This window comes from Kitasatospora sp. NPDC048194 (genome assembly GCF_043202455.1).
Classification (GTDB): Bacteria; Actinomycetota; Actinomycetes; order Streptomycetales; family Streptomycetaceae; genus Kitasatospora.
The window spans coordinates 119,524-141,810 of the sequence record NZ_JBIDAK010000003.1; the positions used below are offsets into that span (position 1 = coordinate 119,524).

Sequence of the window (22,287 nt, forward strand, 5' to 3'; positions counted from 1 at the left end):
AGAGCGACTGCGGCCCCGCCGATGGGCGGGGCCGCGGTCGTTGTCCTGCTGCGCACCCGGGGCGTCGGGGCGGCATGCCCCGGGCCTTCCCCACGAGCCCGGAGGAGCGGGCGCGGTCCGGCCGGTGCCGGTGGTGGGGTCAGAGAGCGGGGAACGCGGGGAAGGTGCAGGTGGGGGCCGTTCCCGGGCCGTTGGTGGTGGTCAGGGTGACGTCGGGGCCGGACGGGTGGAGGTCGCTGTCGCCGGCGGTGATGCGGGCGTTGGCGGCGGTCGCTGTGGTGACGTCGAGGTTGACGTGTTGCAGGGTCAGTTCGAGCGGGTGGGTTTTGTCCAGTCCGACGAGGGTGGATTTCGCCCCGCGGGGGGAGTGGGTCGCGGTGACGCCGTCGACGGTGATGCCCGTGAACCAGGGGCTGTTGGGGCCGCTGCCGCCGGAGTAGTGGGTGTCGAAGACGAGCGGGGCGCGGACGGCGTCGAGACAGGTGTTCAGGTAGGTGACGCCGGTGACCCTGCCGCCGTTGGCGGGGGAGCTCTTGATGCGGATGCCGGTGCTGGAGCCGCTGGTGTTGCCGAGGGCGTCGGTGCCGGTGAGGGTGTTGTCGCGGAAGAGGACGTTGGAAACGCCGCTGGTGGTCTCGCTGCCGATGGAGATGCCGTGGGTACCGTAGAAGTGGTTGTTCTTCACGGTGATGTTGCTGCTGGGCCTGTTGCCGCCCTTGATGGCGATGCCGTCGTCGCCGTCCATGATGGAGGAGTCGGTGATGGTGACGTTGGTGGCGCCGGCCGGGTCGATGCCGTCGGTGTTGCGGGCGGTGGCCGGGGTCTTGATGCGTACGCCCCAGGCGGTGAAGCCGTTGCCGCCGTTGTAGACGACGTGGAAGTTGGGAGAGCTCAGCAGATCGACGTGGTAGAGGGTGAAGTTGTCGGAGTTGTCGGCCTGGATCAGGCGGGGGTTGTTCTGGTTGGAGCCGGCTTTCTGGGCGTCGGCGGCGAGCTGCCACCAGCTGGTGGTGGTGCCGAGGACGGTCTGGTCGCCGCGGCCGTCGATGCGGCCCTGGCTGCCGTCGGCGGCGCGGACGGCCTCGATGCCGGCGTTGGCTCCGGCGACGCTGATCAGTGGTTTGCAGCCGCCGCCGGAGGAGGCGAGGGTGCCGCAGCGCGGCTTGCCGCTGATCTGGTAGTCGGCCGGGTTGCGTGAGCCGTAGAGGGTGACACCACTGTCCAGCAGCAGGACTTCGCCTCGGTGGACGGCCAGCGGTCCGGTGAGGAAGGCGTTGTGGCCGGCGTCCGTCGCCTGCAGGCGGACGGCCACCGTCTGCTGTCCGGTCTGGGCGCAGGTGTCGAGGGCATGCTGGATGCGGATCGTGTCCGGTGGGGTGGTTTCGCTGCCCTGGTCGGTAGCGCGGGTGGGCATGGTCCGGGCGGCGGGGACGGTGGCGCACACGGTGGTGGGCAGTGCGGGCTCGGTGACATGGCGGGTGTCACCGGTCGCTGTCCCGGCCGCCACGGTCGATCGCGTGGGGGCCTTCGGGGCCGGGGCGGCCTGGGCGACCAGGGGGACGGCGGCGCCCATGACGGCGAGGACTCCGGCGGCGGCGAGCACGCGGCGGGCCGGCGGGCGTCGGCGGTGTGTGCGTCGGTCGAGATCTGGCAACGGTCCGTCCTTCGGGAGCGGCGGCCCGCGGGCGCGGGCCGATCGTCCGTCAGTTGCCGCCGTTGCCCAAAACGTTGCCGTGCCGTGCGAAGGTGCGCGCCTCTCGGCCGGGCGGGCCGGGACTCCACGGATCGCACCGGTTGCGCCGACCCCGGGGCCGCCGCGGGCGCCCACGCGGCGCGGACCGGCACCGCCCCGACGGGATGAGGAGCGCGCCGGTCCGCTCGACGGAAATTCTCCTCGCCGCACGGCAACCCTTCCGCGAGCAGCGGCAACTGACGGGTGACCGGGGCGTCAGACGGAGGCCCCCAGAGCCAGAGGACAAGCCTTTGCCAGATCAGAACCGCTCTCATCGCCGCCGTCCGGCAACCCGCCGCGTGCTCGCCGTCGCCGGAGTCCTCGCCGTCACGGGTGCCGCCGTACCGCTGGTCGCTCAGGCCGCGTTCACCTCGAACGCCGGCACGCCGACCACGCTGGGCGCGGGGGCGGCCGGCAGCGGCCGCTACTTCGGCACGGCGGTGGCCGCGGGCAGGCTCGGGGACTCGACGTACTCCACCATCCTCGACCGGGAGTTCAACGCGATAACCCCCGAGAACGAGATGAAGTGGGACAGCACCGAACCCTCCCGGGGCTCGTTCAACTTCGGCCCCGCCGACGCGATCGTCGGCCACGCCGCCGCGCACGGCCAGAAGATGCGCGGCCACACCCTGGTCTGGCACTCCCAGCTGCCCGGCTGGGTCGGCTCGATCAACGACGCCAACACCCTGCGCAGCGTCATGGACAACCACATCACGCAGGAGATGACCCACTTCAAGGGCAGGATCTACGCCTGGGACGTGGTGAACGAGGCCTTCGCCGACGGCCCCAGCGGCCAGCACCGCAGCTCGGTGTTCCAGAACGTGCTGGGCAACGGCTTCATCGAGGAGGCGTTCCGCACCGCCCGGGGCGTCGACCCCGGGGCGAAGCTCTGCTACAACGACTACAACATCGAGAACTGGTCCGATGCCAAGACCCAGGGCGTCTACGGCATGGTCAAGGACTTCAAGTCCCGCGGCGTGCCGATCGACTGCGTCGGGTTCCAGAGCCACTTCGGCGCGGGCGGCCCGCCGGCGAACTTCCGGACCACGCTGTCGAGCTTCGCCGCGCTCGGCGTGGACGTCCAGATCACCGAGCTCGACATCGCCCAGGCCCCCGCGAGCGCGTACGCCGACACCGTCCGGGACTGCCTCGACGTCGCCCGCTGCACGGGCGTCTCGGTGTGGGGCGTCCGCGACAGCGACTCGTGGCGCGGCGGTGAGAACCCGCTTCTGTTCGACGCCAGTGGCAACAAGAAGCCCGCCTACGCCGCAGCGCTCACCACCCTCGGCGGGGGCAGCAGCGGTGGCGGCGGCACACAGGGCGGGGGCATCAGCTCCGGCACCGTCTACTCGCTCTCCGCGGCGGTCGGCGGACGCGTCCTGGACGAGCCCGCCGGGCAGAACGGCAACGGCACCCCGCTCCAGGTGTGGGACGCCAACGGCGACGCCGCCAACCAGCACTGGCGCGCCGACCGCAACGCCGACGGCTCCTACACGTTCACCAACCTCGCCAGCGGCCGAGTCCTGGACGAGCCCGCCGGCCGGACGGCCAACGGCACGAAGCCGGTGGTCTGGGACGCCAACGGCGGTGCCAACCAGCACTGGCGCGCCGACCGCAACGCCGACGGTTCCTACACCCTGATCAACGTCGCCAGCGGCCGGGCACTCGAACTCCCCGGCGGCCAGAGCGCCAACGGCACCTCCGTCCAGATCTGGGACTCCTGGGGCGCCGCCAACCAACACTGGAACCTCGGCTCGTCCGCACCGACGGGCCGCGGCACCTGCGCCCTCCCGTCGACGTACCACTGGTCCTCCACGGGCGCGCTGGCGCAGCCGGCGAACGGCTGGGCCGCGGTGAAGGACTTCACCGACGTGGTCTACAACGGCAAGCACCTGGTCTACGCGTCGAACGTGAACGGCTCCTCGTACGGCTCGATGATGTTCAGCCCCTTCACGAACTGGTCGGACATGGCATCGGCCGGGCAGACCGGGATGAACGAGAAGGCGGTGGCGCCCTCCCTGTTCTACTTCGCGCCGAAGAACATCTGGGTGCTCGCGTACCAGTGGGGTCAGTGGCCGTTCGTCTACCGCACGTCCAGCGACCCGACCAACCCCAACGGCTGGTCCGCGCCGCAGCCGCTGTTCACCGGCAGCATCCCCAACTCCGGCACCGGCCCGATCGACCAGACCCTGATCGCCGACGACCAGAACATGTACCTGTTCTTCGCCGGTGACAACGGCAGCATCTACCGGGCGAGCATGCCCATCGGAAGCTTCCCGGGCAACTTCGGCTCCTCCTACAGCACGGTCATGAGCGACTCGGAGAAGAACCTCTTCGAGGCCCCGCAGGTCTACAAGGTCAAGGACCGGAACCAGTACCTCATGATCGTCGAGGCCCGCGGCGCCAACGAGCAGCGCTACTTCCGCTCCTTCACCGCCTCCAGCCTGAACGGCTCCTGGACCCCGCAGGCCGCCGGCGAGAGCAGCCCCTTCGCGGGCAAGGCCAACAGCGGCGCCACCTGGACCGACGACATCAGCCACGGCGACCTGGTCCGCGACAACCCCGACCAGACCATGACCATCGACCCCTGCCACCTGCAGTTCCTCTACCAGGGCAAGTCCCCCACGGCGACCGGCTCCTACGACCGGCTGCCGTGGCGGCCGGGCGTCCTCACCCTCCAGCGCTGACCCCGCCTGATCCACGGTGATCGCGATCGGATGCGGCCCGCCGGCGCGTGGACGAGCGGTCCGCGCCGCGCGCGGCTCCACCCGCTGACCCGGTCGCGCACCGCCTCGAGGAACCCCAGCCGTACGCCGGCTGGGGTTCCTTGTTCATCGACTTCCATCGCCGGTAGCCGAAGCGTTCAGCCGCAGCACGACGTGACGGAGGACCGCCGAGGCGGCCCACCGGACATCGTCCTCGTCGTCGTCCTGGAGGCCCGGCGCCGCTGCCGGACGGCCGCGCGAGGTGCCGGGCGCGCGATCCCCGGAGGCCGGCTCGGCCGGAAGAGCGGGGGGTCACCGGTCCGACCCCGGCCCTTCTGCGGCCGTCGGTGACGCGGGCGGCCCGGCCCCCGGGTCGGATCGGGGGGCCGGTCGGTTCAGCCGAGGCGGGTGGCGAGCCAGTCGGCGGTGGTGGGGAGCCAGTCGGGGAGGGCGGTGCCGAGCAGGTGGTTGCCGTGGGGGACGAGGAGGAGTTCGGCGTTCGGGGCCCGGGAGGCGAGGGCGGTGGCGGCGGTGACGCCCGGGATGCGGTCCTCGCCGCCCTCGACCACCAGCAGCGGGAGGGTGATCGTCGGGGCGAGGGCGGTCAGGTCGATCCGGGCCGCGAAGGCGCGGGCGGCCTCGGGGCTGCCGCAGCGCTGGGTGAGGGTCTCGGTGACGAAGGGGACGAGCCCGTCCCAGTCCAGCCGGTAGGGGCCGCTGACCGTCACGGCGGCGCGCAGCCGGGGCTCGTGGGCGGCGGCCTTCGCGGCGTAGTAGCCGCCCAGGCTGAGGCCGACGACGGCGGTGCGGGCGGGGTCGAGGCCGTCGCGCCCGGCAAGTGCGTCGAGGGCGCGGCCGACCACGTGGTGGTAGTCGGGTTCGGGCGCGCTGGTGGCGGCGAGCACGCCCTGTCCGGGCCCGTCGATCGCGAGCACCGCCAGGCCGCGCGCCAGCAGGGCCTCGGCGAGGGCGTGGAACTCCTCCTTGGCGGAGTCCATGCCCGGCACGACCACCACGACCGGGGCTCCGGCCTCCCCGGCCCGGGCCGGGCGGCGCAGCCAGCCCGCGAAGCCCTCGCCCGCCACCCGTTCCGCGGTCGGCTCCAGCAGGGCCAGTGCCCGCCGCATCGCCTCGTCCGCGTCGGCGGCGAGCCGGGCGGCGGCGGCCCGGTCGGGGTGGGGCAGCAGTCCGGCGGCGTGGAACCAGCGGGCGGCGGTGCGGTAGGAGGTGCCGGCGGTGACGGTGCGGCCCTCGGCCTCGGCGCGCTCCGCTTCGGCGCGGTACCGGCGGCCCGCGGCGGCGAAGGCGGCCGGCCAGTCGTGGAGGGAGGTCAGCGGGGCGGTCACCCGGGCGTACTCGTAGAGGTCGAGGCCCGCGCCGTGGGCGCGCGGGCGGTTCTCGGCGATGAAGGCGGGCAGCAGCCCGGGGGTGTCGAGGACGGACATGGTGGGAGTCCCTTTCGGTGAGGGGTGCCAGGAGGGTGAGCAGTGCCGGGAGCTGGGAGGCACCGCGAGGGGCAGCAGGCCGGGCGGGTCAGGTGGTGCAAACCGCCAGGCAGGCCAGACAGGCCACGCAGGCCGGGCAGGCCCGGCGGGTCAGGCGACGGTCAGGACGGCCTTGCCGCGGATCCGGCGCTCGCGCAGGTCGGCGAGCACCGTGGCGGTCTCCTCCCAGGGCGCGATCCGGCCGAGCTCCGGGGTCAGCCGGCCCTGGGCCGCCAGGCGCACCAGGGCGGCCAGGTCCTGGCCGTCGGGCACGTCGGAGTCGGCGTAGTGGAAGTGCCGCAGGGTGGCCGACTCCGGGCCGTTGAAGAAGTCGAAGAAGTCGAGCGTGGCGGGCGTCCGGGAGGCCTGGCCGAACCAGACCAGGGTGCCGCGCCGGGCCAGCCGGGCGAGGGCGAGCGGCAGGGCCGCGCCGCCGGTGGACTCCAGCACCAGGTCGTACGGGCCGCGGGCCTCGGCGAGGTCGTGCACCACCTCGGCGGCTCCCAGCTCGGCCAGTCGGCGGCCGCGTTCCGGGGAGGCGGTGACGACGGTCAGCTCGGCCCCGGCCGCGGCGGCCAGCTCGGTGAGGTAGTGGCCGACCCCGCCGGAGGCCCCGGTCATCAGCACCCGCCGCCCGGCCAGGGCCCCGGCGGTCCGGAGCAGCCGCAGCGCGGTGAGGCCGGCGAGCGGCAGGGCGGCGGCGCGTACGGCGTCCAGGCTGTCGGGCAGTTCGGCGAGCGAGGTGGTCGGCACGCACACGTACTCGGCCCACCCCCCGGCCGGCGGGTGGCCGACCACGCGCCGGCACACGCCGGGCCCCGAGCCGTCGGCGGCGGCCTGCACGACCAGTCCGGCGACGTCCTTGCCCGGCCGCCACCCGGGCCTGGGCGCCTCCAGCTGGAACGTCTCCCCCCGGTTCACCGAGAAGGCCTCCACCTTGACCAGCACCTCGCCGGGCCCCGGCCGCGGCTGCTCCACCTCCGCGAACCGGACCGTCCCGTCCGCCGCCACCAGCGCCTTCATTCCCGCTCCCCTTCCGTCGGACCGGTCTCCAGCTCACCGCGCCCGGCCCGGCGGGGTCCAACAACCGGCGGCGGGCGGCGACAACCGACAGTTGTCGGGCAGGTGCGGAAGGAAGGGTGGGGAAGGAAAGGTGGGGAAGAGGGGCACGAAGAAGAGGGGCAGGGGGGAGCCGAAGGCCCCGGAGTCCGGGCACGGCTTAGGGTGCCCGGGTGGATCTGGATCTGGGGCAGGTGCGGGCGTTCGTGGTGGCCGCCGAGGAGTCGCACTTCGGGCGGGCCGCCGGGTGGTTGGGGATCAGTCAGCAGGGGCTGTCCAAGCGGGTGGCCCGGCTGGAGGCGGCGCTGGGGGTGCGCCTGCTGGAGCGGGACGCCCGCGGGGTGGCCCTGACGGGGGCCGGGCGGCGGTTCCTGGAGCCGGCCCGGCGGGTGCTGGCGCAGGGGGAGCGGGCGGTGGCCGCCGTGCAGGGCGCCGGGCGGCCGCTGCGGATCGACGTGTGGGGGCACCTCTACGCGCCGATGCGCACGCTCGCCCAGGCGGTGGACGCGGCGCCCGGCCTGGAGGTGGATCCGGTGCCGGGGCGGGATCTGCCGTCGGTCGCGGCGGCGGTGCTGCGCGGGGAGTCGGACGCCGGGTTCGGCCGGGTGCACGCCCTGCCGGACGGCGGTGACGCCGGGCTGACGCACCGCCTGGTGCGGCTGGAGCCGGTCGACGCCCTGCTGTCCGTGGACCATCCGCTGGCCGGCCGCGACACCCTGGGCCCGGCCGAGCTGGGCGGCAGTGTGCTGCGCTACCCGGCGGCGGTGGACCGGCTGGACTTCCTGAACCGCTTCGCCACCCGCTTCGGCATCACCGAGCGGGTCGGCTCGACCAACCTGGGCCTCGAGCACTTCGTCGACCAGGTCGCGGCCGACCCGGCCTGCTTCTCCCTGGTGCCCGCCGACAACCCGCTGCCCGACCGCCCCGGTGTGCGCACCGTCCCGCTGGTCGGCCCGACGCCGCTGTACGCCTGGTCGCTGCTCTGGCGGGCCGAGCGGGGTACCGATCCGCACCCCCAACTGGAGCGGCTGCTGCGGGCGTTCACCGCGGAGGCGGCTCGCAGCCGGTGGCTGGAGTACGACCCGGCCCGCGACTGGCTGCCGGACGCCGACGAGGCCGCGCTCACCCCGCCACGGCCTGGTAGCTGAGCACCTCGAAGTCCCGTGCCACGGCCGGCGGGGTGGCGCTCTCGAACATCCGCTGGGTGAGCAGGACACCGGTCAGCCGTTCCGCCGGGTCGTTGAACCACACGGTGCCGAGCCCGCCGTCCCAGCCGTAACGGCCGGGGGCGGCGAAGCCGGTGCGACGGGTGGCGACGGAAAGGCCGAAGCCCCAGCCGGTGAGTTCGTCACGCCCCAACAGGGGTGCGGCGGCGGCGAGTCGGGCGGGGCCGAGGTGGTCGGTGGTCATCAGCTCGACGGCCGGGCGGGAGAGGACGCGCACGCCGCCGGGGCCCTCGCCGCCGGCCAGCAGCATCCGGGCGAAGGCGAGGTAGTCGTCGAGCGTCGAGACGAGGTCGCCGCCGCCGTCGTCGAGGCGCGCCGGCCGGGCCCAGGCGCTGTCGGCCGGGTCGTCGTACGGGACGAGCCGGCCGCTCGCGCGGTCGCGCACGTACTCGACGGGGAGCCGGTGCAGTTGGTCGGTGGGCACGGTGAATCCGGTGTCGCGCATGCCGAGGGGGTCGAGGACGCGCTCGCGCAGCACCTCGCCGAGCGGTTTGCCGCAGGCGCGGGCGAGCAGGATCCCGAGGACGGTCGAGCCGGTGTGGTAGTGCCAGCCGGCGCCGGGCTGGTGCAGCAGCGGCAACTCGCCGAGCAGCCGCAGGAATTCGTCCGGCTCGGGGTAGTCCGTCCGGGGCGGCCGGACGTCGACGCCGCGCTCGGCCGTGGCCCGGACGATCGGGGCGGTGGGCGGGAGCATCGCGAAGCCGTAGCCGAGCCCGAAGGTGAGCAGGTCGCGCAGGGTGATCGGCCGGACGGCCGGCTCGGTGTCGGCGAGCTCGCCGTCCGGGCGGCGCAGCACCCTGCGGTCGGCCAGCTCGGGGAGCAGGTCGTCGACCGGGTCGTCCAGCCGCAGCAGGCACTCCTCGACCAGGGTGAGCGCGGCCGCCGCGGTGATCGGCTTGGTCATCGAGGCGATCCGGAACAGGGTGTCCCGCCGCATCGGGGCGGTGCCGGCTGCGTCCCGGCTGCCGAGCACCTCGACGTGGGTGTCGCCGTCCCGTTCCACGGCGGCCACCAGGCCCGGCACCTGGCCCTGTTCGACGTGCCCGGCCAGCACCGCGCGCATCCGGCCGAGCCGCCCCTCGGACAATCCCGTCGTGCCGCTCATCGGCCACCTCCGCCTCTCGACGCCCTGTCACCCGCACTGGAGTCCACTGTGACGCGGCGCACTGACAACCGGGCGCAGGGCACCGGCCACCCGCGACGCAGGGCACCGACAACCGGGGATGCAGCGCACCGGCCACCCGGGGCGCAGCGCACTGACTCCCCGGGCGCGCCCGCGGCCTCAGCGGGACCGGAACCACTGGTCGCTGCTGCCGATCAGGCCGCCGTCCGCGCCGAGGTAGCGGAGGGTGCCGGCGTCGACGTCCCGCGTGCCGGCGATGGCGAACCAGCGCGTGGGCGAGTCCCCCACCGGAACGGGTACGGCCTCGGTGGAGCCACCACCGTGCCAGGTGACCGCGACCCTGGCGACGTCGGGGCGGACGCCCACGATCACGACCGGGAGGCGGCTGTCCGGCGCCCCCTGGTCCTCGAACGCCGCTCCGCCCTCCTCGACGCCGGGCGGCCCGGCGGCCGGTGCTCCCGGTGCCGGGACCTGCTGCCACGATCGGCCGCCCTGCTCCTCGCCGTCGACGACGAGGTAGAGCGCCACCACGTCCCGCATGGGGCGCCAGGTCAGCCCGGTCCCCGTGCCGCCCCGACCGGGCGGCGGGTCGCCGGCGCCGCCGCGCCCGTCCGCGACGATCAGCCGGTCCTGTCGCGCACCGTCCTCCGCGGTCGCGGTGGCCGGCCACAGCGCCACCCACGCCTGCCACCTCCTGCCGTCCGCGAACCCCTGCCCGACCATCGTCCGGACCGGGGTGAACGGGTCCCGCGCGGCACCGCTGGGAGCGGCCGCGCCCACCGGAGCGGACGGGGCCGGCCCGGCCGCCACCGCCGAGCCGCCCGCCCGACGCCCGTACCCGCCGGACGCCGCCACCGCCCCGGCCACCGCCACGACCAGCACCGCGGACGCCGCGGCGGTCAGCAGCCGCCGGCGCCGCAGCCGGCGCCGCCCGCCCGCGATCAGCCGCTCGTACGGCACGGGCCCCGCCTCGACGCTCCCGGCCAGGTCGCTCAGTCCGGCCGCGGCCGCGGCCGCGACCGCCGGCGCCGAGCCCTCGTCCCCGCGCATGGACTCCCTGCTCATCTTCCGCCTCCGACAGTCGTCAGCTCGCTCAGTGCGGGGGCCGCCCGGAGCTTGGCCAGCCCCCTGGCCGCCTGGCTCTTCACCGTCCCGACCGAGCAGCCCATCGCCGCGGCGGTCTGGGTCTCGGTGAGGTCCTCCCAGTAGCGCAGCACCACGGCCTCGCGCTGGCGCGGAGGCAGGGCGGCGAGCGCGGTGAGCAGCGCGGCGCGGTCGTCCGGGTCGGCCCCGGCGGGTGCCGGGCGTTCCGGGACGGCCGGCACGAGGTACTCGGTGAGTCTGCGCCGGAACTTCCGGGCGTGTTCGTTGACCAGGATCCGGCGGACGTAGGCGTTCGGGTCGTGGGCCGCCCGGACCCTCTCCCACGCCACGTACGTCCGCTCCAGCGTCTGCTGGACCAGGTCCTCGGCGCCGTGCCGCTCGCCCGCCAGCAGGTACGCCGTCCTGAGCAGCCGCGACCACGCACTGCCGGCGAACGCCCGGAACTCCTCGTCCCGGCCGGCCTTCTGCTCGCCCATGAACACCCCCTCCCCCGCCAGAGCCCGCGGCGGCCCCGGACCGTTGCCCCGCCGTTCGCGATTCCCGGCCGGCGGCTGTGACACTGGAGGGGCTCGAAAACCGAGGTGCGCTCCGCCGTGCCTCCTTGCGAACCTAGAGGGATGCCCGCAGTGAGTTCTCCCGCAGTCCAGTCCGCCCCCGCGCCCGCCGAGGGTCCCGGGATCGGTGAGCTGGCCGCCCGTCTGCCCGAGCTGACCCTGCGCGACCAGGTGCGGATCGGGCGCCGGCTGGAGGGGGCCCGCCGGGTCCGCAAGCCCGAGGCCCGCCAGAAGATCGCCGCCGAGATCGCCGCCGACATCGACCGCGCGGAGCTGGTGGTCGAGCGGCGCCGCAGTGCCGTCCCGGAGATCAGCTATCCCGCCGAGCTGCCGGTCAGCCAGAAGAAGGACGACATCCTGGCGGCGATCCGGGACCACCAGGTGGTGATCGTCGCGGGTGAGACCGGCTCCGGCAAGACCACCCAGATCCCGAAGATCTGCCTGGAGCTGGGCCGCGGCGTGCGCGGCCTGGTCGGCCACACCCAGCCGCGCCGGATCGCCGCCCGCACGGTGGCCGAGCGCGTCGCGGAGGAGCTGAACAGCCCGCTGGGCGAGGCGGTCGGCTGGAAGGTCCGGTTCACCGACCAGGTCGGCCAGGACACCCTGGTCAAGCTGATGACGGACGGCATCCTGCTGGCGGAGATCCAGACCGACCGGGACCTCCGCCAGTACGACACCCTGATCATCGACGAGGCGCACGAGCGCAGTCTCAACATCGACTTCCTGCTCGGCTACCTCAAGCAGCTGCTGCCCCGCCGCCCCGACCTCAAGGTCGTGATCACCTCGGCGACCATCGACCCGGAGCGCTTCGCCCGGCACTTCGGCGACGCCCCGGTCATCGAGGTGTCCGGCCGCACCTACCCGGTCGAGGTCCGCTACCGGCCGATCGTCGAGGAGACGGACGACGACGACGCGACCGACGCCGACCGCGACCGGGACCAGATCCAGGCCATCTGCGACGCCGCCCAGGAGCTGCAGGACGAGGGCCCCGGCGACATCCTGGTCTTCCTCTCCGGCGAGCGCGAGATCCGCGACACCGCCGACGCCCTCACCAAGCTCAAGCTGCGGGGCACCGAGGTCCTGCCGCTGTACGCCCGGCTGAGCTCGGCCGAGCAGCACCGGGTGTTCCAGCGCTCCAACCTGCGCCGGATCGTGCTGGCCACCAACGTGGCCGAGACCTCGCTGACCGTCCCCGGCATCAAGTACGTGATCGACCCGGGCACCGCCCGGATCTCCCGCTACAGCCACCGCACCAAGGTGCAGCGGCTGCCGATCGAGGCGATCAGCCAGGCCAGCGCCAACCAGCGCAAGGGCCGCTGCGGCCGCACCTCGGACGGCATCTGCATCCGGCTGTACTCGGAGGAGGACTTCCTCTCCCGTCCCGAGTTCACCGACGCCGAGATCCTGCGCACCAACCTGGCCTCGGTGATCCTGCAGATGACCGCGGCGGGCCTGGGCGACATCTCCGCCTTCCCGTTCCTCGACCCGCCGGACTCCCGCAACATCAAGGACGGCGTGCACCTGCTGCACGAGCTGGGCGCGCTGAACCCGGACGAGAAGGACCCCCGCAAGCGCCTGACCCCGCTCGGCCGCAAGCTCGCCCAGCTGCCGGTGGACCCGCGGATGGCCCGCATGGTGCTGGAGGCGGACCGCAACGGCTGCGTGCGCGACGTCATGGTGATCGCCGCCGCGCTCTCCATCCAGGATCCGCGCGAGCGCCCCGCCGAGAAGCGCCAGGCCGCCGACGACCGGCACCGCCGGTTCTCCTCGGAGACCTCGGACTTCCTCTCCTACCTGGCGATGTGGCGCTACGTCCGGGAGCAGCAGAAGGAGCTGTCCTCCTCGGCCTTCCGCCGGATGTGCAAGACCGAGTTCCTGAACTACCTGCGGATACGGGAGTGGCAGGACGTCTACACCCAACTGCGCACCGTGGCGAAGCAGTTGGGTGTCACCATCGAGGAGCCGCATCCGGACGCCGAGCCGGACGCCGACCGGATCCACCAGTCGCTGCTGGCCGGTCTGCTCTCCCACGTCGGCCTGTACGACGTGGAGAAGCGCGAGTACGCCGGTGCGCGCGGCGCCCGTTTCGCGGTCTTCCCGGGCTCCGGCCTGTTCAAGAAGCCCCCGCGCTGGGTGATGTCGGCCGAGCTGGTGGAGACGTCCCGGCTGTGGGCGCGGATCAACGCGAAGATCGAGCCCGAGTGGGTGGAGCCGCTGGCCGGCCACCTGATCAAGCGCAGCTACAGCGAGCCGCACTGGGAGAAGAAGGCCGGCGCCGTGCTGGCCTACGAGAAGGTGACCCTCTACGGGGTGCCGATCGTGGCCCAGCGCAAGGTCAACTACGGGCGGATCGACCCGGAGCTGTGCCGCGAGCTGTTCATCCGCAACGCCCTGGTCGAGGGCGACTGGGAGACCCACCACCGGTTCTTCGCCGAGAACCGCAAGCTGCTCGGCGAGGTCGAGGAGCTGGAGAACCGGGCCCGCCGCCGGGACATCCTGGTGGACGACCAGACCCTCTTCGACTTCTACGACGCCCGGCTGCCCGACGAGATCGTCTCCACCCGGCACTTCGACTCCTGGTGGAAGAAGGCCCGGCACGAGCAGCCGGACCTGCTGAACTTCGAGAAGTCGATGCTGATCAACGACGCCGCGGACGGCGTCACCGAGGCCGACTACCCGGACTACTGGCAGCAGGGCAAGCTGCGCTTCAAGCTCACCTACCAGTTCGAGCCGGGCAGCGACGCGGACGGCGTGACCGTCCACATCCCGCTGCCGGTGCTCAACCAGGTGACCGCGGAGGGCTTCGACTGGCAGATCCCCGGTCTGCGGGAGGAGCTGGTCACCGCGTACATCAAGTCCCTGCCGAAGGCGCTGCGGCGCAACTTCGTGCCCGCGCCGGACTTCGCCAGGGCGGCGCTGCGCGAGGTGAAGGACCGCCAGGAGCCGCTGCTGCCGTCCCTGGAGCGCGCCCTGAAGCGCCTGACGGCCGTCACGGTGCCGCCGGAGGCCTGGGACGACGACCGGGTGCCGGACCACCTCAAGGTGACCTTCCGGGTGGTGGACGGGCGCCGCAGGCTCGCCGAGTCCAAGGACCTGGAGGAGCTGCGGCTGCGGCTCAAGCCGAAGCTCAAGGAGACGCTCTCCTCGGCGGCCTCCGGCCAGGGCATCGAGCAGAGCGGCCTGACCGCCTGGCCGGCCGGGCTGCCGGTGCTCCAGCGCACCTTCGAGCAGCGCTCCCGCGGCCACTCGCTGCGCGCCTACCCGGCGCTGGTGGACGAGGGCGCGTCGGTGGGCGTCAAGCTGTTCGACACCCCGCAGGCGCAGGAGCAGGCGATGTGGGAGGGCACCCGCCGGCTGCTGATGCTGACGGTCAACTCCCCCGCGAAGTCGATTCAGGGACGGCTCGGCAACCAGGCGAAGCTGGCGCTCTCGCACAGCCCGCACGGTTCGATCGGCGCCCTGTTCGAGGACGTCGTGTCGGCCGCGACGGACCGGCTGATGACCCTGGCGGGCGGCCCGGCCTGGGACGAGGCGGCCTTCGGCAAGCTGCACGACAAGGTGCGCGCGGACCTGTACGACCTGTCCGCGGACACCACGCTGAAGACGGCCACCGCGCTGATCGCCTTCCACAAGGCGTCGACCCGGCTGAAGACGGTGAGCAGCCCGGTGCTGCTGAACGCGGTGAACGACATCCGGCTGCACCTGGCCTCGCTGGTGCACCCGGGCTTCGTGACGGCCACCGGCTGGCAGCGGCTGCCCGACCTCAAGCGGTACCTGCTGGCGGTGGACCGCCGGCTGGAGGCCCTGCCCAACCACCCCCAGCGCGACGCCCAGCAGCTGCTGAAGGTGCAGCAGGTGCAGCAGGCGTACGGGGAGCTGCTGGCGGCGGTGCCGGCCGGGCGGCAGCCCTCGGAGGAGGTGCGGGCGATCCGCTGGATGATCGAGGAGCTGCGGGTCAGCTTCTTCGCCCAGTCGCTGGGCACGCCGAGCCCCGTCTCGGAGAAGCGGATCATGAAGGCGATGGACGCCGCGCGGGCCACGCTCTGAGCTGCGGGTGGGCCTTCAGGAGCCAGTTCGACCTGGGGGCCCACCATGGGCTACGATCTGTCTTGTTCGCAGCGCGGCAAGCGAGTGAACGAGATCAGAAAACTCTGGTCCCGTGGAGCAGTTGGTTAGCTCGCCACCCTGTCAAGGTGGAGGTCGCGGGTTCAAGTCCCGTCGGGATCGCCGCAGCGCGAGAGGCCCGGAACCGTCAGGTTCCGGGCCTCTCGCTTTTCACCGTCCGGTCTTCTACCCCGCACCGGGCCCGGATCGCAAGCGGTAGGGCGTGTGACGGTCACCACGTCCGCCCTCCGGAGATCGGCCCCGGAACGGCCCGCGAGAGACACCACTAATTTAATATGTAAAATTGCACTTTTATTCACTGTAAATCCCCCCCACCCCATGCGCATCAAATCGTTATACGGAGTTCAACATTCCGTCGACCGGAAGACTCCGGGAGTCGGTCGTCCGGGAACGACAAAGGGGCCGCCGACCGGACCCGGCGGAGTCCGGTTGGCGGCCCCTTTGAAGAGCCTTCGGCCTATCAGGCCTCAGTGCGCTGGGCGGGAATCCCGGCCAGCAGGGCGCGCACCTCCGCCTCACGGTAACGGCGGTGACCGCCGAGCGTGCGAATCGACGTCAGCTTGCCGGCCTTGGCCCAGCGGGTGACCGTCTTCGGGTCCACGCGGAACATGGTGGCAACCTCTGCCGGCGTCAGCAGGGGCTCAGCATCAGGGGTACGAGCGGTCATGAGCGGCCTCCTCGGGAGAACCGAACCAGGGCGGTTCTATCCTTCAAATTCTGCACCTTGGCCCGCGATGCCCGAAATGGCATAGACGGGCCGAGTCGGTTATAGGACGAACGGCTTGTCCTGGTGTCTACAACTACACCATCCGTCCAGCCCTATCGACCAAACCGCCAAAATTGACCCCTCACGGGTTCAAGGCCGACGGATGGCGATGGACCACCCCATAACGGACAGTCACGCGACCGTGACATCCGGTTACGAGGGGACCAGACCCTCCGTTTCCCCGCAAAGCACGCATCGACTCCAGAACCACCCAAAAGTGGGCACGCTCACGTGAAGTTGGGCTGGTTGTCCCATTTTTGCACATAGGGGTAAGTTCGCGTCAACGGTGAGTAGTGTCACGTTCGGCAGCTATTGACCCGAACCGGGACCTTGGTCAGCGCAGGCCGCGGACCAAAGGCCCGACACAGTCATACACGGCCGCTCGGACGTCAGTTCGCGTGCCGCAGCGCCTGCACCCGGCGCCACCGCCCCGTCAGTTCCGCGTACACGCGCACGGCCTCCGCCGTGTCCCCCGCCCGCAGCGCGCGCAGCCCCTCCTCCAGCTCCCCCGCCGAACGGTCCGCCAACAACCGTTCCGGCCCCAGCAGATGCACCAGCCCCCCGTAGTCCAGCTCCACCAGCGAGCGCGGGTGGAACTCCTCCAGCCACCGCCCGACCTGCTCCGCCCCCAGGACCAACCGCCCCTCCGGCACCGCCTCGCGCAGCGCCCGGTAGGCCCGCGCCACCCGGCGCCGCGCCTGGGCCATCGGCACCAGGTAGAACAGCGCCGCCGGCCGCTCCCCCGCCCCTTCCCCCTCCTCGTCCGCTCCCCCCGGCACGAAGCACCGGTCCTCGTCCCCGAACGGCAGGAACCACCGCACCGGCACCTCCCACCGGCTGGTCAGGATCCACGGCCGGGCGTCCGGGTGCCCGGCCAGCCAGCGCTCCCGGTCCGCCTCGGCGGCCTCCCGGACCACCGGTGGCACCGCGGCGTCCAGCAGGGCCACCGGAGCCCCCTCCCGCAGCGCCTCCAGGGCCTGCCAGCTGCGCAGCCTGGTCGCCCAGGGGCACACGTACAGTACGCCGTCCACGGCCCGCAGGTACGCCCGCCCGCTCTCCCGCTCCGGCAGCGCCCGCGGCGTCCGGGCGGCCAGCTCCGCGAGCGCCTCCCGCTGCTCCGCCAGCACCGCCGCCGCCACCGGCCGCGCCGCCTCCGCCGCGTCCGGCCCGTGCTCCGCCGCGTACGCCTGCCAACGCGCCCGCTCGGGCTCCGGGTACGCGGCCAGCGGCTCGTAGACGCGCAGGTGGGCGGCGTAGGGCGGCTGTACGGAAGTGCGTACGACGGTCACGTCCTGCATGGTCGCACGCGCCGCCCGGGCCCGGGAGGGCGCGGCCCGAACGGTTCGCGCCCGCACCGCTCACGGCCCCGCGTCTCACCCCTCGGACAACCGGTACAAGCTCGGACAAGAGGGCGGATCGGCCCCCCGCACGCGACTACGCTTCGCCCTAGGCGCCCGCACCACAGCAGCGGGCCTTCCCTACTGGAGTCACCACAGTGACCGACGTGCAGACCCCCGCCACGCACCCCGCACCCGGAGTGCTCAGCAGGATCTTCCGTACCGAGCAGGACGGCGCCCTCGGCGACGGCCACGAGCAGGTCGTCCTCTGCCACGACCGCAGCTCCGGCCTCAAGGCGATCATCGCGATCCACTCCACCGCACTGGGCCCGGCCCTCGGCGGCACCCGCTTCTTCCCGTACGCCTCCGAGGAGGCGGCCCTGGAGGACGCGCTGAACCTGTCCCGCGGGATGTCCTACAAGAACGCGCTGGCCGGGCTGGACCTCGGCGGCGGCAAGGCCGTCATCATCGGCGACCCGAACAAGGACAAGAACGAGGCGATGCTCCGTGCCTACGGCCGCTTCGTGGAGTCCCTGCGCGGGCGCTACGTCACCGCCTGCGACGTGGGCACCTACGTCCAGGACATGGACGTCATCGCGCGCGAGACCGAGTTCGTGACCGGCCGCTCGCCCGAGCACGGCGGCGCCGGCGACTCCTCCATCCTGACCGCCTTCGGCGTCTTCCAGGGCATGCGGGCCTCCGCCCAGGCCCGTTGGGGCCAGCCGACCCTGCGCGGCAAGCGCGTCGGCGTCGCGGGCGTCGGCAAGGTCGGCCACTACCTGGTCGGCCACCTGGTCGCGGACGGCGCCACCGTCGTCGTCACCGACGTCTCCGAGGCCGCCGTCAACCGCGTGCGCGCCGCCCACCCGGAGGTGGAGGTGGTCGCCGACACCACCGCCCTGCTCCAGGCCCAGCTGGACGTCTACGCCCCCTGCGCCCTCGGCGGCGCGCTGACCGACGCCACGGTGGCGGCGCTCGGCGAGCGCGGCACCTCGATCGTCTGCGGCGCGGCCAACAACCAGCTGGCCCACCCGGGCGTCGAGAAGGACCTGGCCGACCGCGGCATCCTGTACGCCCCCGACTACCTGGTGAACTCCGGCGGCGTGATCCAGGTCGCCGACGAGATCGAGGGCTTCAACTTCGAGCGGGCCAAGAACAAGGCCACCAAGATCTTCGACACCACGCTGGAGATCTTCACCCGGGCCGCCGCCGACGGCGTCCCGCCGGCGGTCGCCGCCGACCGCCTCGCCGAGAAGCGGATGCGCGAGATCAGTGCGCTGCGCACGGTCCTGCTGCCGGGCGCCCGCCGCTCCTGACCGACCCCGGTCGCGCTGACCGGATGCGCGGGGGGCCGGCCCTCCCCGTCCGCCCCGGGCGGCCCGGGGAGCACCCAGTGGCCCCCCGCGCATCACGATGTGGAACCGGATTCTCACTTCTCCGCCCGAACGGGTGATCCGACGCCCCCCTAGGGGGGATAATCGGTCCTGGAACGACGGACCTCGAACACCTACGGACAGCGCGCAAAACGCCGCAAAACCTCCCCTGACCTGGGAAGACCCGGTCTCGGGTGCAGCCGGTGCGCGCCACGTCACACCGACGACGTACCGTCCAGCGGCGGAAACAGGTACCGTTAATGCTCCAAGGGACGGTCCTCCCATTCGGGCAGGCCGGTCCTGATCATGAACACGTGTCAGACTCGGGGCCGTGAGCCCCATCGTTGAGGGGGTCGACCCATGGGGCGCGGCCGGGCCAAGGCCAAGCAGACGAAGGTCGCCCGCGAGCTGAAGTACAACAGCGGCGGGTTCGACGCTAACCGTCTGTCCCACGAGCTGGGCGTATCGCCGTCCACCGCTGCGATCGACCCTGAGCCGATCGAGGAAGAGGACGACGACCCGTACGCGGAGTACGCCGCCCGCTACGGCGCCGTCGACGACGAGGACGACAACGAGCCGGGTGCCGGGTCGTCCCGGGCTTCCCGCCGCTCGTAACCCACAGCATCACCGGACCGGTCCGGCGCCTCGAGCGCCGGGCCGGTCTTCGGCGTTCCCGCGCGCCCCGCGCCGCCGCCCCTCTGGGAACGGCAGGGCCCCTCCGGCGCACCGGAGGGGCCCTCCCGTCTCTCGTCCCCGCTTCTTCCCGTCGGCGCCCTGAGCGCCCCGGGTGTCCGCGGGGTCCGCGGCGTCCGGGGGGGGCGTGCTCAGCCCGCCGTGAAGCCCTCGTAGGCGTTGTAGAGGGCCGCGCCGCCCTCGTGCTCGTCGGTGCGCTCGACGACGTCACCGAGCAGCCAGGCCTCGACCCCGCGGTCCTCCAGGAGCGACAGCACCACGTCCACCGAGTGCGGCGGGACGACCGCGACCATGCCGACGCCCATGTTCAGCGTCTTCTCGATCTCCAGGGTGGCCACCTTGCCGACCTCGGCGACGGTCCGGAAGACCGGCAGCGGGGTCCAGGTGCCGCGGTCCAGGCGGGCGTGCAGGCCGTCCGGGATGACCCGGGCCAGGTTGGCCGCCAGACCGCCGCCGGTGACGTGCGAGAAGGCGTGCACCTCGGTGGCGCGGATCAGCGCCAGGCAGTCCAGCGAGTAGATCCGGGTCGGCTCCAGCAGTTCCTCGCCGAGGGTGCGGCCGAACTCCTCGACCTTGCGGTCCAGCTTCCAGCCGGCCTCGTTCAGCAGCACGTGGCGGACCAGCGAGTAGCCGTTGGAGTGCAGGCCGGAGGCGGCCATCGCGATCACCACGTCACCGGCCCGCACGCGCGCGGCGCCCAGCAGCGCGTCGGCCTCCACGACACCGGTGCCGGCGCCCGCGACGTCGTACTCGTCCGGTCCGAGCAGCCCGGGGTGCTCGGCGGTCTCGCCGCCCACCAGGGCGCAGCCGGCCAGGGCGCAGCCCTCGGCGATGCCCTTGACGATCGAGGCGACCCGCTCCGGGACGACCTTGCCGACGCAGATGTAGTCGGTCATGAACAGCGGCTCGGCGCCGCACACCACGATGTCGTCCACGACCATGCCGACCAGGTCGTGGCCGATGGTGTCGTGCTTGTCCATGGCGGCCGCGATGGCCACCTTGGTCCCCACGCCGTCGGTGGCCGAGGCCAGCAGCGGCCGCTGGTAGTCCTTGAAGGCGGACACGTCGAAGAGGCCGGCGAAGCCGCCCAGACCGCCGACCACCTCGGGGCGGTCGGCCTTCTTCACCCACTGCTTCATGAGCTCGACGGCGCGGTCGCCCGCCTCGATGTCGACGCCGGCGGCGGCGTAGGTGGCACCGGCGGAGGGGCGACGCCCGGCGTCTCCGTTGGGGGTGGTGGCGGGCGACGGGTGGGAGGAGGTCACTGCGTGCGGCCCTTTCGGGTCTGGTGGGGGTGGTTCGTACAGCGGAGGGGGGTGGAACGGCGGTGGGGCCCCGGTTCGCGGGACCCCACCGTGGGAGCTCTTACGGCCTGCGCAGCGCGTCGGCCGCGCCCGCCCCGCCGAGCAGCGACTGGACGCCGTCCAGGTCGCTGCCGCTGGTCGGCTTGCCGCGGACGGCGGGCTGCTGCTGGCCGCCCTTGATCTCGGCCTCCAGCAGGAGCTTGCCGAGGAGCGCCGGGTCCGGCAGCTCCATCGGGTACTCGCCGTCGAAGCAGGCCCGGCAGAGCCTGTCCTTGGGCTGCTTGGTCGCCTCGATCATGCCGTCGATCGAGATGTAGGCGAGCGAGTCCGCACCGAGGGTGCGGCCGATCTCCTCGATGGTCATCCCGTTGGCGATCAGCTCCGCGCGGGTGGCGAAGTCGATGCCGAAGAAGCAGGGCCACTTCACCGGCGGCGAGGAGATCCGGATGTGCACCTCGGCCGCGCCGGCCTCGCGCAGCATCTTCACCAGCGCGCGCTGGGTGTTGCCGCGCACGATCGAGTCGTCCACGACCACCAGGCGCTTGCCGGCGATGACCTCGCGCAGCGGGTTCAGCTTGAGCCGGATGCCGAGTTGGCGGATGGTCTGGCTGGGCTGGATGAACGTGCGGCCCACGTAGGCGTTCTTCACCAGGCCGGAGCCGTACGGGATGCCGCTGGCCTCGGCGTAGCCGATCGCCGCCGGGGTCCCGGACTCGGGGGTCGCTATCACCAGGTCCGCCTCGACCGGGGCCTCCTGCGCCAGGCGGCGGCCCATCTCCACGCGGGAGAGGTGCACGTTGCGGCCGGCGATGGAGGTGTCGGGGCGGGCCAGGTACACGTACTCGAAGACGCAGCCCTTGGGCTTGGCCTCGGCGAACCGGGAGGTACGCAGGCCGTTCTCGTCGATGGCGATCAGCTCGCCGGGCTCGACCTCGCGGATGAAGGAGGCGCCGACGATGTCGAGCGCCGCCGTCTCGGAGGCGACCACCCAGCCGCGCTCCAGCCGGCCGAGCACCAGCGGGCGGATGCCCTGCGGGTCGCGGGCGGCGTAGAGGGTGTGCTCGTCCATGAAGACGAGCGAGAAGGCGCCCTTGACCTTGGGCAGCACGACCTTGGCCGTCTCCTCGATGGAGAGGTCCGGGTGTCCGGCCAGCAGCGCGGTCACCAGGTCGGTGTCGTTGGTCGCGGCGGTCCGCCCGGAGCGGGAGACGTGCTCCTCGCCGGGCAGTTCGGCGACCATGGCCGCCAGTTCGGCGGTGTTCACCAGGTTTCCGTTGTGGCCGAGGGCCAGCGAACCGTGCACGGTCGCCCGGAAGGTCGGCTGGGCGTTCTCCCAGACCGAGGAACCGGTGGTCGAGTAGCGGGCGTGTCCGACGGCGATATGCCCGTGCAACGACCCCAGCGAGGCCTCGTCGAAGACCTGGGAGACGAGTCCCATGTCCTTGAAGACGAGAATCTGGGAGCCGTTGCTCACTGCGATGCCCGCGGATTCCTGACCGCGGTGCTGCAGGGCGTAAAGGCCGAAGAACGTGAGCTTGGCGACCTCCTCGCCGGGAGCCCAGACACCGAAGACGCCACACGCGTCCTGGGGGCCTTTCTCACCGGGAAGAAGATCGTGGTTGAGTCTTCCGTCACCACGTGGCACGCCTTCGAGTCTAGGGCAGTTGGCACAGGCTTCCGGAACCTCCGGCTGCCGGTTCGT

At 72.8% G+C, this 22,287-nt stretch carries 15 protein-coding genes and 1 tRNA gene; 6 read left to right on the top strand and 10 right to left on the bottom strand.

The annotated features are described in order from the left end of the window. Window positions 1–139: 139 nt before the first annotated feature. Window positions 140–1,654 carry a glycoside hydrolase family 28 protein gene (locus ACGF07_RS05585; protein ID WP_392895710.1) on the bottom strand — a complete coding sequence of 505 codons (1,515 nt, stop codon included), beginning with the start codon at window positions 1,652–1,654 and terminating at the stop codon, window positions 140–142. 329 nt (window positions 1,655–1,983) lie between these two features. Between ACGF07_RS05585 and ACGF07_RS05590 the strand changes: the two genes are divergently transcribed. Next, window positions 1,984–4,419, top strand: a complete 2,436-nt coding sequence (locus ACGF07_RS05590; protein WP_392895712.1) for a non-reducing end alpha-L-arabinofuranosidase family hydrolase — start codon at window positions 1,984–1,986, stop codon at window positions 4,417–4,419. Window positions 4,420–4,832: 413 nt separating this feature from the next. Here the strand turns inward: ACGF07_RS05590 and ACGF07_RS05595 are convergent, their stop codons facing one another. After that, window positions 4,833–5,882, bottom strand: a complete 1,050-nt coding sequence (locus ACGF07_RS05595) for an alpha/beta hydrolase family protein (RefSeq protein ID WP_392895714.1) — start codon at window positions 5,880–5,882, stop codon at window positions 4,833–4,835. A gap of 150 nt (window positions 5,883–6,032) precedes the next feature. Continuing rightward, window positions 6,033–6,944, bottom strand: a complete 912-nt coding sequence (locus tag ACGF07_RS05600; RefSeq protein WP_392895716.1) for a zinc-binding dehydrogenase — start codon at window positions 6,942–6,944, stop codon at window positions 6,033–6,035. Window positions 6,945–7,153: 209 nt separating this feature from the next. On the opposite strand from ACGF07_RS05600, the gene ACGF07_RS05605 reads away from it, so the two are divergent. Continuing rightward, window positions 7,154–8,128 (top strand): LysR family transcriptional regulator, encoded by a 975-nt coding sequence (locus ACGF07_RS05605; protein WP_392895718.1) that lies wholly within the window; start codon window positions 7,154–7,156, stop codon window positions 8,126–8,128. On the opposite strand, the gene ACGF07_RS05610 is transcribed toward ACGF07_RS05605, so the two are convergent. The 3 genes from ACGF07_RS05610 to ACGF07_RS05620 form a co-directional block, all read right to left on the bottom strand. After that, window positions 8,103–9,311, bottom strand: a complete 1,209-nt coding sequence (locus ACGF07_RS05610; protein ID WP_392895720.1) for a serine hydrolase domain-containing protein — start codon at window positions 9,309–9,311, stop codon at window positions 8,103–8,105. The two genes, ACGF07_RS05605 and ACGF07_RS05610, sit on opposite strands and share 26 nt — an antisense overlap. A gap of 177 nt (window positions 9,312–9,488) precedes the next feature. After that, the gene (locus ACGF07_RS05615; RefSeq protein ID WP_392895722.1) at window positions 9,489–10,394 is read right to left on the bottom strand and encodes a hypothetical protein; all 906 of its coding nucleotides are present in this window, start codon (window positions 10,392–10,394) and stop codon (window positions 9,489–9,491) included. After that, window positions 10,391–10,909 carry a SigE family RNA polymerase sigma factor gene (locus ACGF07_RS05620; protein WP_392895724.1) on the bottom strand — a complete coding sequence of 173 codons (519 nt, stop codon included), beginning with the start codon at window positions 10,907–10,909 and terminating at the stop codon, window positions 10,391–10,393. Before ACGF07_RS05620 ends, ACGF07_RS05615 begins: the two co-directional genes overlap by 4 nt. Before the next feature lie 141 nt (window positions 10,910–11,050). On the opposite strand from ACGF07_RS05620, the gene hrpA reads away from it, so the two are divergent. Further along, window positions 11,051–15,034 (top strand): ATP-dependent RNA helicase HrpA, encoded by a 3,984-nt coding sequence (hrpA, locus tag ACGF07_RS05625; protein ID WP_392895726.1) that lies wholly within the window; start codon window positions 11,051–11,053, stop codon window positions 15,032–15,034. A 106-nt stretch (window positions 15,035–15,140) separates the two neighbouring features. Beyond that, window positions 15,141–15,214: transfer RNA gene (locus tag ACGF07_RS05630), tRNA-Asp, on the top strand. 358 nt (window positions 15,215–15,572) lie between these two features. Here the strand turns inward: ACGF07_RS05630 and bldC are convergent. Both bldC and ACGF07_RS05640 read right to left on the bottom strand, forming a co-directional pair. Continuing rightward, window positions 15,573–15,779: a developmental transcriptional regulator BldC gene (bldC, locus tag ACGF07_RS05635; RefSeq protein ID WP_014137253.1), complete on the bottom strand. Its 207-nt coding sequence runs from the start codon at window positions 15,777–15,779 to the stop codon at window positions 15,573–15,575. Between the two features lie 488 nt (window positions 15,780–16,267). Further along, entirely contained in the window at window positions 16,268–17,176 is a 909-nt protein-coding gene (locus ACGF07_RS05640; RefSeq protein WP_392895728.1) for a hypothetical protein, read from the bottom strand. 197 nt (window positions 17,177–17,373) lie between these two features. Here ACGF07_RS05640 and ACGF07_RS05645 point away from each other — a divergent pair, with 197 nt between their 5' ends. Together ACGF07_RS05645 and ACGF07_RS05650 are read left to right on the top strand one after the other, a co-directional pair. After that, the gene (locus tag ACGF07_RS05645; RefSeq protein ID WP_392895730.1) at window positions 17,374–18,531 is read left to right on the top strand and encodes a Glu/Leu/Phe/Val dehydrogenase dimerization domain-containing protein; all 1,158 of its coding nucleotides are present in this window, start codon (window positions 17,374–17,376) and stop codon (window positions 18,529–18,531) included. A 417-nt stretch (window positions 18,532–18,948) separates the two neighbouring features. Continuing rightward, window positions 18,949–19,203, top strand: a complete 255-nt coding sequence (locus ACGF07_RS05650) for a DUF3073 domain-containing protein (RefSeq protein ID WP_350745700.1) — start codon at window positions 18,949–18,951, stop codon at window positions 19,201–19,203. Between the two features lie 209 nt (window positions 19,204–19,412). Here ACGF07_RS05650 and purM read toward each other — a convergent pair whose 3' ends face one another. Then, a complete protein-coding gene (gene purM, locus ACGF07_RS05655; protein WP_350745697.1) occupies window positions 19,413–20,546 on the bottom strand; it encodes a phosphoribosylformylglycinamidine cyclo-ligase in 1,134 nt (377 codons plus the stop codon). A 100-nt stretch (window positions 20,547–20,646) separates the two neighbouring features. Further along, window positions 20,647–22,230, bottom strand: coding sequence for an amidophosphoribosyltransferase (gene purF, locus ACGF07_RS05660; protein ID WP_350745694.1), 1,584 nt, complete (start codon window positions 22,228–22,230; stop codon window positions 20,647–20,649). Between the last annotated feature and the right edge of the window lie 57 nt (window positions 22,231–22,287).